The 13,123-nt window shown below is 62.4% G+C and carries 13 protein-coding genes; 6 read left to right on the forward strand and 7 right to left on the reverse strand.

Annotated features, from left to right (window positions below):
• Positions 1 to 417: 417 nt before the first annotated feature.
• Entirely contained in the window at positions 418 to 1,251 is an 834-nt protein-coding gene (locus tag IV112_RS21380) for a class I SAM-dependent methyltransferase (RefSeq protein WP_304007154.1), read from the reverse strand.
• 226 nt (positions 1,252 to 1,477) lie between these two features.
• Here IV112_RS21380 and IV112_RS21385 point away from each other — a divergent pair, with 226 nt between their 5' ends.
• Positions 1,478 to 2,485, forward strand: coding sequence for an AraC family transcriptional regulator (locus IV112_RS21385; RefSeq protein ID WP_304007155.1), 1,008 nt, complete (start codon positions 1,478 to 1,480; stop codon positions 2,483 to 2,485).
• Positions 2,486 to 2,545: 60 nt separating this feature from the next.
• Here the strand turns inward: IV112_RS21385 and IV112_RS21390 are convergent, their stop codons facing one another.
• The gene (locus tag IV112_RS21390; protein ID WP_304007156.1) at positions 2,546 to 3,310 is read right to left on the reverse strand and encodes an AAA family ATPase; all 765 of its coding nucleotides are present in this window, start codon (positions 3,308 to 3,310) and stop codon (positions 2,546 to 2,548) included.
• A gap of 260 nt (positions 3,311 to 3,570) precedes the next feature.
• On the opposite strand from IV112_RS21390, the gene IV112_RS21395 reads away from it, so the two are divergent.
• The 4 genes from IV112_RS21395 (at position 3,571) to IV112_RS21410 (ending at position 7,178) form a co-directional block, all read left to right on the forward strand.
• Positions 3,571 to 3,801: a hypothetical protein gene (locus IV112_RS21395; RefSeq protein ID WP_304007158.1), complete on the forward strand. Its 231-nt coding sequence runs from the start codon at positions 3,571 to 3,573 to the stop codon at positions 3,799 to 3,801.
• Between the two features lie 32 nt (positions 3,802 to 3,833).
• Positions 3,834 to 4,217 (forward strand): type II toxin-antitoxin system death-on-curing family toxin, encoded by a 384-nt coding sequence (locus tag IV112_RS21400; RefSeq protein ID WP_018410465.1) that lies wholly within the window; start codon positions 3,834 to 3,836, stop codon positions 4,215 to 4,217.
• A gap of 667 nt (positions 4,218 to 4,884) precedes the next feature.
• Positions 4,885 to 5,841 carry a reverse transcriptase domain-containing protein gene (locus tag IV112_RS21405; RefSeq protein WP_304007161.1) on the forward strand — a complete coding sequence of 319 codons (957 nt, stop codon included), beginning with the start codon at positions 4,885 to 4,887 and terminating at the stop codon, positions 5,839 to 5,841.
• Positions 5,838 to 7,178: an AAA family ATPase gene (locus IV112_RS21410; RefSeq protein WP_304007163.1), complete on the forward strand. Its 1,341-nt coding sequence runs from the start codon at positions 5,838 to 5,840 to the stop codon at positions 7,176 to 7,178. The genes IV112_RS21405 and IV112_RS21410 overlap by 4 nt, the downstream gene beginning before the upstream one ends.
• Positions 7,179 to 7,315: 137 nt before the next feature.
• Here IV112_RS21410 and cynS read toward each other — a convergent pair whose 3' ends face one another.
• The 5 genes from cynS to IV112_RS21435 form a co-directional block, all read right to left on the reverse strand.
• Positions 7,316 to 7,759: a cyanase gene (cynS, locus tag IV112_RS21415; protein ID WP_304007164.1), complete on the reverse strand. Its 444-nt coding sequence runs from the start codon at positions 7,757 to 7,759 to the stop codon at positions 7,316 to 7,318.
• A 23-nt stretch (positions 7,760 to 7,782) separates the two neighbouring features.
• Entirely contained in the window at positions 7,783 to 8,646 is an 864-nt protein-coding gene (locus IV112_RS21420; RefSeq protein ID WP_304007166.1) for an ABC transporter ATP-binding protein, read from the reverse strand.
• A 116-nt stretch (positions 8,647 to 8,762) separates the two neighbouring features.
• Positions 8,763 to 9,614 (reverse strand): nitrate ABC transporter permease, encoded by an 852-nt coding sequence (ntrB, locus tag IV112_RS21425; protein WP_304007168.1) that lies wholly within the window; start codon positions 9,612 to 9,614, stop codon positions 8,763 to 8,765.
• Positions 9,611 to 10,972, reverse strand: coding sequence for a CmpA/NrtA family ABC transporter substrate-binding protein (locus IV112_RS21430; protein WP_304007170.1), 1,362 nt, complete (start codon positions 10,970 to 10,972; stop codon positions 9,611 to 9,613). Before IV112_RS21430 ends, ntrB begins: the two co-directional genes overlap by 4 nt.
• Positions 10,973 to 10,999: 27 nt before the next feature.
• Complete coding sequence (locus tag IV112_RS21435) at positions 11,000 to 11,710, reverse strand: DJ-1/PfpI family protein (RefSeq protein WP_304007172.1); 711 nt, start codon at positions 11,708 to 11,710, stop codon at positions 11,000 to 11,002.
• A gap of 215 nt (positions 11,711 to 11,925) precedes the next feature.
• Here IV112_RS21435 and IV112_RS21440 point away from each other — a divergent pair, with 215 nt between their 5' ends.
• Entirely contained in the window at positions 11,926 to 12,597 is a 672-nt protein-coding gene (locus IV112_RS21440) for a PEP-CTERM sorting domain-containing protein (RefSeq protein WP_304007173.1), read from the forward strand.
• The last annotated feature ends 526 nt before the right edge of the window (positions 12,598 to 13,123 follow it).

The following is a 13,123-nucleotide window of genomic DNA, read 5'->3' on the forward strand; positions in this document are numbered from 1 at the left end:
CCGAGGTGCCCCTCGGGAGGTAAAGACAATACAAGGAGCGGCCTTGGCCGCGACAAGGCCGCTGCGGTCCGCAGGCTTCGATTCAGGCCGCAGTCGGGGTCAGAAGACACCTCCAACAGAACTCCGGCCCTGGCCGTGGATCGGGCGCAATCCCCGTAGGAGCGGCCTTGGCCGCGACAGGGCCGCCGCAGTCCGCCGGCTTCGATTCAGGCCGCAGTCGGGGTCAGAAGACACCTCCAACAGAAACTCGGCTCCAGCCGTGGATCGGGCGCAATCCCCGTAGGAGCGGCCTTGGCCGCGACCGGGCGGCTGCATTCCGCCGGCTTCGGTACAGGCCGCGGTCGCGGTCAGAAGACCGCTCCTACACGATGCACCTCCGGTTGCGGCTCCGCCGTGCGCGCCTTCCATCCCGCCCCGTCATGCCCGGGTAATGACCACCTCGAGGTATTCGCTCGGCACCACCAGCGCATCCGGACCGCCGACGTTGAGTTCCTCCAGCAGGGCGAGAATGTCGCGCTCCAGTGCCGGGCGGACGTCCGGCGCCACGGCGCCGAAGGCCTTGTGGATCGGGCCGTAGAAGGCGCGGAACACCTCCAGCCAGTGGGCGGCCGAGCGGTAGCGGAAGACGAAATGCCGACGCTCGCAGCGCAGCTGTGCGGCACGGGTACCGAACAGCTCGATGATGTGCGGCTCGGTGCCCCACAGCGAGGGCGATTTCACACCTTGCGGCGGCGGCACGTAGGCGCCGATGATCTTGAACAGACGGCCGATGAAGCCGCCGGGCGTCCAGCTGGCGAGCGCGATGCGGCCGCCGGGGCGCACCACGCGCAGCATTTCGCTGGCGGCCGTGGCGTGGTCGGGCGTGAACATGACGCCGAAGGTCGACATCACCACGTCGAAGCTTGCGTCATCGAAGGGCAGTCGCTCCGCGTCCGCCACCTGAAACTGCGCCGTCAGGCCGTCCGCCGCGGCACGCACGCGGGCCTTGTCGAGCAGCGCCTCGACATAGTCGGTGGAGGTGACATCGGCAAAGCGGCGCGCGGCGGCGAGGGTCGCGTTGCCGTTGCCGGCAGCGACGTCGAGTACCTGTTCGCCGGCGCGCACGTCGGCGGCCTCAGCGAGTGTTTCGCCAACGATTTGCAGCGTGGTGCCGATGACGGCATAGTCACCGCTTGCCCAGGTGGCCTGCTGCCGTTGCTTGATGGCGTTGAAATCGGGCGCGGTGACTTGGGTTTCGAGTACGGCTGACATGGTGATCTCCTCAGGATGTTGTGGGGTGCGTCGCACCTGCCACGGCCCGATGGGCGTGTGCGTATTTCTATGCGTGTGGCGGTGTGCGACGACGGGGCCATTCTTCATGTCCGGGCCGGTGGGTGATTCACCGCATGTCGTTGAAACTTGCTCGCGGCTACGCGATTGCGCGATCACTTGATCGTGTGTCCGCGCCGATTGATGGGGACGCCGCCGGGGAGGGGCCATGCAGGGCGATCCGTTGTCCGATGTGCTTACGAGCGTGCGTCTGCGCGGCGCGATCTTCTATTACGTGAGCTGCGACGATCACTGGGTGGCGGACACGCCGCCGTCGCCGGAACTGGCCGACGCGCTCAGCCCCGGCGCCGAGCACGTGATCGCCTATCACATGATCCTGCGGGGAAACGGCTGGGTCGGCATGGAGGGTCAGGCGCCGACCAGGCTGCAGGCGGGCGACATCGTCATGTTCCCGCGCGGCGATGCCCACGTGCTGTCCAGCGCGCCCGGCATGCGCGCAGCCGGCGGCGATCAGTCCTGGCGCGCAACGACGCGCGACCACCCCCAACCGGTCCTGATTGCCCTCCACGACGGCGTGTGTGAGCTCGATGCCGAAGTGCCCTCCAGCCGCGCCAGCATCACGATGGTCTGCGGCTTCATCAGTTGCGATCTGAAGCCCTTCAACCCCTTGATCCAGGCCCTGCCGCCGATGCTGCACCTGCCGTCGAGCGGGGTCGGCGCCTGGGTGGCGCCCATGCTCGAACAGGCAGTGGCCGAGTCACGCCACCGGCGTGCGGGCAGCGCGGCGGTGCTCGAGCGCGTCAGCGAAATGGTGTTCGTCGATGCGGCGCGCCGCTGTCTCGAAGCCCTGCCGGAAGAGGGCGGCAGCGGCTGGCTCGCCGCGCTGCGCGATCGCTACATCGGCAAGGCGATCGCGCTGATGCACGCGCGCCCGGCGGAGGACTGGACGGTGGATGAACTGGGCCGACAGGTCGGCCTCTCCCGCTCCGCCCTGCACGAGCGTTTCGTCGACTGCGTCGGCATGCCGCCGATGCAGTACCTCACCCACTGGCGCATGCAGCTCGGCGCCAATCTGATGCGCGAAGGCCAGGCATCGGTCGCCTCCATCGCGCAGGAGATCGGCTACGAATCCGAAGCGGCGTTCTCGCGGGCGTTCAAGCGACTGACGGGCCAGCCGCCGGCGACATGGCGGCGGGCGCAGCGCGGGGCGGGGTAGTGGGAACGCGCCTCACAACGTCGCCACGTGAGACTCGACAACGCAGTGCTCGCGGAGGAGTCAATCGTCCTGGTCGTCGCGGCTCAGAAGTACCCTGAGCATGCGTTCAGGATTGGCGAGGAAATTGCGCGTGACGAGGTAATGCTCCGTGTCCTCGTATGCGACCTCCTCGATGCCGTCTGCGGTGAGCTGGAGGATGCGCGCATCGGGGTAGGCCATAAGGATCGGCGAATGCGTGGCCATGATGAACTGCGCGCCTTCGGCTATCAGGTCATGAATCCGGGAGAGCACCGCCAACTGGCGCTGGGGAGAGAGCGCCGCCTCGGGTTCGTCGAGGATGTACAGACCCTCGCCGCGGAAGCGTTGAGTCATCAGGGTGAGAAACGATTCGCCATGCGACTGTTCGTGCAACGAGCGCCCGCCGAATCCATCGATGACGCGCGCGCCAGCCATTGGCTCGGCGTCGAGATTCTCGATCTCCGTCGCCACATTGAAGAAGCTCTCCGCACGAAGGAAGAAACCGTCCTTCGGGCGCCGGACGCCTCGGGCGATACGCAGGAAGGCGTGAAGTTCCGAGTGCGACGCGCGCGTGCCAAAGTTGAAGTTGCGGCTGCCGCCCTCGGCATTGAACCCGAGCGCGACCGCGATCGCCTCAAGCAGCGTCGACTTCCCCGAGCCATTCTCGCCCACCAGGATAGTCATCTTCGGATGAAGATCGATCTGTTCGAGCGCCCGGATGGCCGGCAGCGCAAACGGATAGCGATCAAAGGAATCGACCTTGTCGCGCTGAAGGGAAATCCGCGAGACGAACTGACTTGTGATCATGGCGTCGAGGTTTGCAAGTGAGGGAGGTGGCTAGAGTTTGGCATGCGAAGGAAAACTTCCGGGCTGCTCTCTTGTTACCCGACAGCCTAGGATGCATGCGTGACGCTCTTGGTGCCTGCGCGCGGGAGAGCGTTCGGGCAACGCCCGCGTGGAGATCGGGAAATGTTGCTCCGTCCCCCGTCGTAACTGTTGTTACGCGTGCCTGGCCGCAGCATCGTGATCTATCATGACGCATCAAGATGAATCCTGACGGAGGCGATATGTCCGCCCAGACTCGCGAAAAGTTCTCATCTCAGGCCTCGCCCGAAGTGCTCGCCGCGCTGAGGCAGATTGCCGAATCCGAAGGCCGGCAGTTCCAGGTGGTGCTGGACGAAGCCCTGCGCGACTATATCGAGCGCAAGGCACAGGGCCGGCCGCGCAGACATGTCATGGACGCGTTCGCGGACAGCCTCGGCGAATTCGACAGCCTGTACCGCGAACTTGCCAAGTGAGTGCCAAGTGAGTGCCAAGTGAGCGCCGACAAGTGAGGGCAAGGGATTACCTGACCCTTGCCGACGTGCTCGCGCTGCATGCCGTGCTGATACAGCGATATGGCGGCAGCCCGGGCCTGCGTGATGCCGGAGCACTCGAATCCGCGCTGTTCCGCCCGCAGTCCGGCTACTACGAAGACGTCGTGGCCGAAGCTGCGGCGCTGTTCGAAAGCCTCGCCATCAACCACCCTTTCATCGACGGCAACAAGCGTGTCGCCTTCGCCGCGACCGACGTCTTCCTGCGCATCAATGGCTGCCGTCTGAATCAGTCACCGGACGCCGTGTTTGCCCGGATGATGGACATGTTCGACGCCGGCACCTTTGACATCGCCCATCTGGAGCCGTGGTTGCGCGGCATCATCGCCCGGCCGGAATAGCGCGTGGCGGAAACGCTCATGGGGCGCGATGAGGCGTGAGCGGCATTCCTTCCCGGCAGGAGAAATCCGTCGCGTCAGGGGCAAGCTTCAGTGGGAAGGTGATCTCGACGCGATGAGGACCTACGCTTGATCCTGGGCGATCCCAGCGACTGGATCGACTGTTTCCGGGGCACCGCCACCCCGCAGGCCGAAAGGGTGGACGCACCGCCGGGCAGGACATTGCGATACAGGCGGCGCGCAACGATCGCGCGCTGCGCGAGCGTGGCATCACGATCCGCAAGGCAATAGACACGCTGATCGCCACCCGCTGCATCGAATCGGATTACGCGCTGCTCTACAGCGACCGCGACTCTGACCCTTTCGTCGCACATATCGGGCTGAGTTCGGCGATGAGCTGAACCGGGCCGTGGCGGAAGAGGGTGGAGAAATCCGGGGAAATGTTGCTGCGTCCCCTATTGTTTACAACATCTCGCTGTGCTACGCTTTTTCTATACCAGCGACTAGGAGTAGCTCCGGTCTAATGTCTGGTCCCTAGGGCGTTTTATCTACTTACGCATGCCCGGCCGCAGGCTAACGCCCGGCCGGGCGTTTCGTATCTGTCATTTGCAGGCTGCTATTAGTCGCGCTTCGCGATCAATTGCGACAAGATGTCCAAGGGTAAGTGATCATGACCCCACGGCCGCTGCATCAGCTGTTCGATGCCATGTATCACGAGAAGTATCGGTTTGAAGAGTTCTTGGCGCTGAAGCCTCAGGAACACTACAGCCCCGTCAGTTGGAACCGGCGAACCATCTACAAGCCCTCTCCAAAGCTGAAAGAGTTCCACCACTTCCTCAGTGGCTTCCTACTTGAATTTCTCCCTGTCGATCGGTCAGTTTCGTTTGCTTATCGTAAAGGGGCAACGCTTCTGCAGGCCGTCGCGCCTCATGCACAAAGTCGCGCCTTCTTCCAGACAGATCTGGAGCGCTTCTTCGATAGCATAACTTCGGATTTGATCCGGTCAGTCCTTGATCAAGCTGAAACTCCTGTCTCGGATTTGGGCGATCATGTTGAGCACATTCTGGATCTTCTCACCATCGACGGCACATTGCCGATTGGCTACTCCACATCTCCTGTCCTGAGCAACGCATGCTTGTTCGGGTTCGACAAGAAGTTGGCAGCCATTTGCCACAGCCGGCAATGGATATACACGCGCTATGCGGATGACATAATAATTTCCGCTGACGATCGTTTAAGCATAGAGGATGCCGATCAAGTAATCGAGAACTGCCTTGTGGCGGAGCTTGGTGGTGGCTTTAAGCTCAATCAGAAGAAAAGCAAGCTCACTACGGTCGGAAGAAAGGTGAAGCTTCTGGGGCTCGTTATTTTGCCTACCGGTGTCATCGTTATTGATCGTGAAATTAGAAACCGGATCGAGACTTGGCTCTATTTTTATATAAAAGATCGCTCTCGGCTGTCAAAAATATTCCAAGAAGATCGGGGCGAGGGGATAGAAGAGGGGCTGCAAAGGCTGAGTGGTCTAATTAGTTATGCGTCTGCAGCTGACCCGATTTATCTGGATAAACTCAGAGCGAAATTCGGGAATACCGTCATTGATAGTTTCCTGCACAGGTCTGCCCAATGAATCGCTTCCGTGTGAGCCTAGAGTCGATTCAACATGTCGCTAGCCTCACATTAGAACTTGATTTGTCGCCTCCCGGGTTGGTTTGTCTGGTAGGTCGAAACGGTGCTGGAAAAACCACGCTGGTTCGGGCGCTACGCAATTTTTCTAGTGCAGATACCTTTGTCAGGACGGCGACTCCATATGCGTTCTCTCCTGATAGCCGAATCACATATGTCGTAGACGGAACGGAGGTGGTGTTCGCGTACGATGATTTGATTCGATCGCTGAACTGCAAAAAAGCAATACCCGTCGAACTGCGTAACCTCATTGCGGCAGAGCTGCCGATGCCCCATGGTTCGCGCTTTAACTACTTTAAAAGCGCTAGTGAGGCGGACTTGGACATCCGTAGGGCGATTGCGCTTGGTAATCATGGTCATCCCGAGGAGCTTGTTTCTTTTCTTGCCGCGATATATGACTCACCACGCTATTCTGAAATGGTGGAGGTGGCTGTTAAAGGAAAGAGCTACTACGCGATTGTAAAGGGCGATGGTACTTATATACGTGAAGACTATTTAAGCTCGGGTGAATATTTTCTAATTAATCTATATCGAACCATTAAAGGAGGGGCTCGACTCATCGTTATTGATGAGATCGACATTTCCCTTGATGCTGCGGCTCAGGCGAATTTGGCGGGGTGGTTGAGGGTTTTTTGTGCTAAGTACGGACGCAAAATTCTATTTACGACACATTCGCTCGCACTGATGCGGCAGCTTAGTTCGGATGAATTGTTCTACATTGATGAAAAAGAAGGTCGTGTCTCGATAACTCCGACCTCGTATAGTTATGCGAAAGCGCGTTTGTTTGGCTTTTTTGGTTGGGATAAGTACATTTTGACCGAGGATGAAGTTTTACTTGGTTTCATAGAGGCGGTGATAGAGAAATACTGTCCTCAAATCTTCTTTCGCTATAAGATTATTTTTATTGGCGGGGGAGTGCAAGTGACTAACTTAATGAGGCACAACGAGAGAGAGCAGTTCTTGTCTTCGCCCGAGAACGTGATTGCCATCCTTGATGGGGATCAGAAAAATCGCAAATTTGCCGGCCATCCCCGTGTTCATACGATTCCAATCGATAGTGTGGAGAAGGCTATATATTCAGACAGCCGAACGGATAGAGGCTTTCCGTTTTCGACGAATAGGAATGACTTCACCAGCGAAAAGGACTTCCATAACTATCTCCAGCAGAAGGGGGTGGCAACGCAGAAGCAAATATTCGACTACTTGATTACGAAGCACGAAGAGGCGCTTCAAATCATCGGCGGGACGCTTCGCAATTTTCTTTCTCCTCCTGTTCAATAACGGCCCTTTGGACCGAGAGTGCGACAGTTATTGGGGCGTCATTCATGAAAGGAAAAAGCCGCATGCCCTCCCAGGATCATGCGGCTTAAATATGACCAGCGCTTACTGCGCCGGTCAAGCGCTTCGGATCAGCAGCTTCAGTACGTCTTATACGGCAGGAATTTCCCGCTCATCGTGATGCTGACGCGGTCGCCAGCGGGATTGGCTTCCCGCGCCAGATCCATCTTGAAGTCGATGGCGCTCATGATGCCGTCGCCGAATTCTTCGTGGATGAGTGCCTTGAAGGTGGTGCCGTATACATTGATCAGTTCGTAGAAGCGGTAGATCAGCGGGTCGGTCGGCACCGAGGTGGGCAGCGAGCCCTTGTAGGGCACGACCTGGAGCTGGGTGACCGCTTCGACCGGCAGGTCGAGCATTTCGCCTATGGTCTTGGCCTGTTCGGCGGTGAAGGTCATCTGGCCGAGCAGGCCGGCGGTGACCCATTCCTTGCTGAGGCCGATGGCCTTGGCGAGGTCGGCCCACTTGAGGCCCTTGGCAACCTTGCGTTCGACGATGAGATCGGTGACGTCTTCGCGTTTCATGTGAGTCTCCTTTGAGGTGGTGTTCAGGCGGGTTGGCTGGATTGGCCGGGGTGGACGAGAGGCGGGTTCTTCGCATCCCAGCCGGGGCCGGGCTGGAATTCGCGCGAGCGCTTCACCAGGAAATCGACCAGGTGATTGCGCAGCGTGTAGAAGGCGGGCTGCTGGTGCAGGGTTTCGCGCACGCGTGGCCGGGCCAGCGGATTGACGACGATTTCGGCGATCTTGGCGCGCGGGCCATTGGTCATCAGCACGATGCGGTCGGCCAGCAGGATGGCTTCATCGACGTCGTGGGTGATCATGAACACGGTCTGCTGCGTGGCTTCAACGATGCCGATCAGTTCGTCCTGGATGCTGCCGCGGGTGAGCGCGTCGAGCGCGCCGAAGGGCTCGTCCAGCAGCAGCATCTTCGGTTCGATCGAGAAGGCGCGGGCGATGCCGACGCGCTGCTTCATGCCGCCGGACAGCTCGGCCGGCTTCTTGTCCAGCGCGTGGCCGAGGTGCACCAGTTCGAGGTATTTCACCGCGTGTTCGCGCACCTGCTTGGCCGACCAGTCGGGGTGACGGCTGCGCACGGCGAACTCGACGTTCTTCAGCGCGCTGAGCCAGGGCATCAGCGCGTGGCCCTGGAACACCACGCCGCGGTCGAGCGAGGGGCCGCGCACTTCGCGGCCGTCCATGATGACGTGGCCGGCGCTGGCTTCGTCGAGCCCTGCCAGGATGTTCAGGATGGTGGTCTTGCCGCAGCCGGAGTGGCCGAGCACGCACACGAACTGGCCGCGCTCGATGCCGAAATGCACGTCTTCGAATACCGGCGCGGGGTCGGGGCTGCCCGGCTGCGGAAACTGCCGCTTCAGGCCCTCGACCTTGAGGAAGGGTTGGGTGCTCATTGTGATGGGGCCTTTTTTATCTGCGGACGACCCGGCCGAGGGCGGAGGCGCGGCCTCCACCGGGTCGCGGGTCTGCGTCTTCAGCGGTACGACGGGGGCGAGGGCTGCGCTCATGTTCATTCCCTCCATGAGATGGCGCGCGCCACCCAGGCCAGCAGGTGATCGAGCAGCATGCCCACCAGGCCGATCAGCAGGATGGCGGTGATGATGTTGGTGATCGAGAGGTTGTTCCACTCGTTCCAGACGAAGTAGCCGATGCCCGTGCCGCCTACCAGCATTTCGGCGGCGACGATGACCAGCCAGGCGATGCCGATGGAAATGCGCATGCCGGTCAGGATGGTCGGCGCGGCGGCCGGCAGGATGACCAGGAAGGCCTTGCGCAGCGGACTCACTTCGAGCGTCCGCGCCACGTTCAGCCATTCGCGCCGCACCGATGCCACGCCGAAGGCCGTGTTCACCAGCATCGGCCACAGCGAACAGATGAAAATGACGAAGATGGCGGAAATGCCGGAGTCCTTGATCGTGTAGAGCGCGAGCGGCATCCAGGCCAGCGGCGAGATCGGCTTCAGGATCTGGATGAAGGGGTCGAGCGCCTTGTACACGAGCGGCGACATGCCGATCACGAAGCCCAGCGGGATCGCCACCAGCGCCGCCAGCAGATAGCCGGCGAGCACGCGGGCGATCGAGTAGGCGATCTGTATGCCCAGCCCCTTGTCATTGGTGCCGCGGTCGTAGAAGGGGTCGCTGACGTGTTCCCAGATCTTGGCCGCCACCTCGCCCGGGCCGGGCATGGCCGACTGGCCGCCGGCCTGCGCCTGGGCACCCATCAGCGCGGCGTACTCCGGGTCCATCGCCGGCGCGGCGCCGGCGCCGCCCGACGAGGCCGTGGTCGCCAGATACCAGGCGCCGACGAAGAGCGCGAAGAACAGCGCCGACAGCAGCGGCGCCAGCCAGGGTTTCCTCGTCATGCCGTCACCTTCCGGATCTTGAAGCTGTTGAGGTATTCCTCCGGCTTGGCCGGGTCGAATTCCTTCTTCATGACCGAGAACTTCTTGGTCGTCGTGTTCGGCACCGGCAGGCCGACTTCCTTCATCAGCGCGGCGGCGTCGGTGGCGAGGAACACCTCCTTGGCGATCTTCTGGTAGTCGATGTCGCCCTTGATCTGGCCCCAGCGCTTCATCTGGGTCAGGATCCACACGGCGAAGGACTCCCACGGGAAGGGCTCGAAGCCGATGCGGCCCGGCACCTTCTGCACGCCGCCCAGACCGTCGGCGTAGGTGCCGGTGAGCACCTGTTCGACCACGGTGACCGGCTGGTTCAGGTAGTTGGCCGGCGCGATCGCCTCGGCGATCTGCTTGCGGTTGGCCGGGTTGCTGGCGGTTGCGGTGGCCGTGATGATGGCGCGCAGCAGGGCCTTGTAGGTGTTCGGCATCGTCGTGACGAACTCCTTGCTCGCGGCGAAGGCGCAGCAGGGGTGGCCTTCCCAGATGTCCTTGGTCAGCGTGTGGATGAAGCCCACGCCGTCATACACCGCACGCTGGTTCACCGGGTCCGGCGCGAGGAAGCCGTCGATGTTGCCGGCGCGCAGGTTGGCCACCATTTCCGGCGGCGGCACCGAGCGGATCTGCACGTCGGTATCGGGGTCGATGCCGTGCTCCGCGAGGTAGTAGCGCAGCAGGTAGTTGTGCATCGAGTAGTCGAAGGGCACCGCGAACTTGAAGCCCTTCCAGGTTTTCGGGTCGCGCTTGTCCTTGTGCTTCACCGACAGCGTGATCGCCTGGCCGTTGATGTTCTCGACCGCCGGCATGGTCCAGGGGATGGGATTGGAGCCGGCACCGACCGAGATGGCCAGCGGCATCGGCGACAGCATGTGGGCGGCGTCGTATTCCTTGGCCAGCGACTTGTCGCGGATGACCGCCCAGCCGGCGGTCTTCACCACTTCGACGTCCAGACCCTGCTTCGAGTAGTAGCCCAGCGGGTGCGCCATGATGATGGGCGTGGCGCAGGTGATGGGGATGAAGCCCACCTTGAGCTTGGTCTTCTCCAGCGGGCCGGGCGAGGCGAAGGCGTCCTTCACGGTGCCCAGCGGCAGGAAGGTCGAGATGGCCGCCATCGCCGTGCTGGCGCCGACCGCGCGGATGAAGTTGCGCCGCGTTTCGTCGTGCGGGAACAGCGCGCGCATCACCGCGCCTTCGACCACGCGGTCCAGCATCGCCTCTTCGGACAGCGCTTCGGCCTGGTCGTGTTCAGCCTGGCTGTGATGGCGGCCGCACGAGCAGCCATTCAGTTTCACGTTGGGGTCGAAGGGGTTGCGGAAGGTGCTCATTGCGGGACTCTCCTTGTTCTGGAAACTTCAGTGGGCGAGGCAGGGGACCGGGTTCGGCGCGTACTCGATGTCGTGCGCGTAGGTGTCGTAGGCGGCGCTGTATTCCATGCAGCGCGCCACGTCGCGGATGAAGCCTTCGTCGTAGCCGGCGCGGCGCAGCAGGTGGAAACCCAGCTCCATGCCGGAGGCGATGCCGCCGGCGGTGACGATGCGGCCGGCATCGACCACGCGAGCGTGCGAGATGCGGCAGGCGGGTGCTATTTCGGCGAGGCGATCGATCGGCAGCTTGCCCAGGTGCGAGGCCTCGACCCGGTCCGGCTCCTTGCGGTTGGTCGCCGGAATGCCGTCGAGCAGGCCCATGCGGCCGTATATCCAGGAGCCAGTGCACACGCTGGTGAGCAGGCAGCTCGCGGGTAGTGCGTCGATGAACTCGTGCAGCCGGCCGTTCCAGGTTTCCTGCCGCGTGCCGGCGCCGCCGGGAATGAGAAAGGCATCCATCGCCGGGCGGTCGGCAAAGCTGTAGTTGGGCAGCACGGTAAAGCCGGCCTGCGCCTGCACCGGCCGCTGCGCGTCGGCGATCAGGAACACCTCCAGCTCCGGGTCGAAGCGCCGCGCCACCGAAAACACCCCGTGCGGCGCCGTGAAGTCGACGATCTCGGCGTCCTTGAAGACGTAGATACCGAGCCTGAAGCCGCGCTTGCGCTGCGATCCCACTGTGTAGATCTCCCGTGCGTTCATGGGACGAATGCTAGGGAGCGGGGTGGGGCGGCGGTATCACTACGGATGTGATTGTCGTGTAGTGCGGGCACTACAGAAGGCATCGCGGCACTGTCGCCCGGCTTTACAGCGCGCCTGTCGGGATGGGCTCGATTCCTTTGTGCTCAATCGTTTGCGACACGAGGGACGGATCTTGCTTTGTGCCCACCGACCAATTGCCTACAGAGGAACCTTCAATGGCCTTCACCCGGATATCGCCCCTTGTCGCCACCCTCGGCCTGAGTGCAGCCCTGCTGTCCGCACCGGCTCTCGCGACTGACGTGCTGCTCGATTTCTCCGGCAACATCTGCGGCGATGCCACGAATGCGGCCTGCACGAACGGCGCCGGCATCGGCCAGGGCTACGGCGACGTCGTCGGGCTGCTCGACGTGTCGCATCGCGCCTTCGTGACCGCCACCGGCACCACCGTCAACAGCAGCCTGTTCTACTGGTCGACGGCGTACTCCGACCTCGAAGGCGTGGCCTGGGGCGGCAGCAATCCGGACACTCACAGCGCCGAGTTCGTCTTCACGCCGGGGGCCGGTTATGCGGTCACGCTGAATTCGATGGATTTCGGCGATTACCTGAACCGCAACGACGGCTCGTCGGCCGTCGTGCTCGATCGGCTCACCGGCCAGACCCTGTGGAGCTCGGGCGCTTTCGACGCCGGCACCACGCGTCTGTCCTTCATGCCCGGCGTGTCGAGCGCCAACGGCCTGGTGCTGCGCTTCGGCCCGGACAGCTACAACACCGGCATCGACAATATTTCGCTGACCGTCACCGCGGTACCCGAGCCCGGCACCTGGGCCATGCTCGCTGCCGGCCTCGGCGTGATCGGTGCGCTGCGTCGTCGGCGGAAGGCGGATTGAGCGGACTCAGGTTCCAGGCGACATCCCAGTGGGTGGGGTGTTCTGACCTCGACACCAGCGAAGGGCTGGACGCAGTCCTGTGCAGAAGCCTGTGGGAGCGAGCTTGCTCGCGATTGCTGGCTTGATCGAAGCCTGCGGCCCACGACAGCCGCGTCGCGGCCAAGGCCGCTCCCACAAGGGTCGTGCCCGATCCGTGGCCGGTGCCGGCGCTATGTGGGAGGGGTCTTCTGACCCCGACAGCGGCGGTGGGCTGGGCGCAGTCCTGTGCAGAAACCTGTGGGAGCGAGCTTGCTCGCGATTGCTGGCTTGATCGACGCCCGCGGCCCACGACGGCCGCGTCGCGGCCAAGGCCGCTCCCACAAGGGTCGTGCCCGATCCGTGGCCGGTGCCGGCGCTATGTGGGAGGGGTCTTCTGACCCCGACAGCGGCGGTGGGCTGGGCGCAGTCCTGTGCAGAAGCCTGTGGGAGATTATTCTATGTTCCGGCGCAAGCGTTTTCGTGCTGTTTCGGGACATAGTCGGCGGCG

This window comes from Methyloversatilis discipulorum, from assembly GCF_018780585.1.
GTDB classification, from domain to species: Bacteria; Pseudomonadota; Gammaproteobacteria; order Burkholderiales; family Rhodocyclaceae; genus Methyloversatilis; species Methyloversatilis discipulorum_B.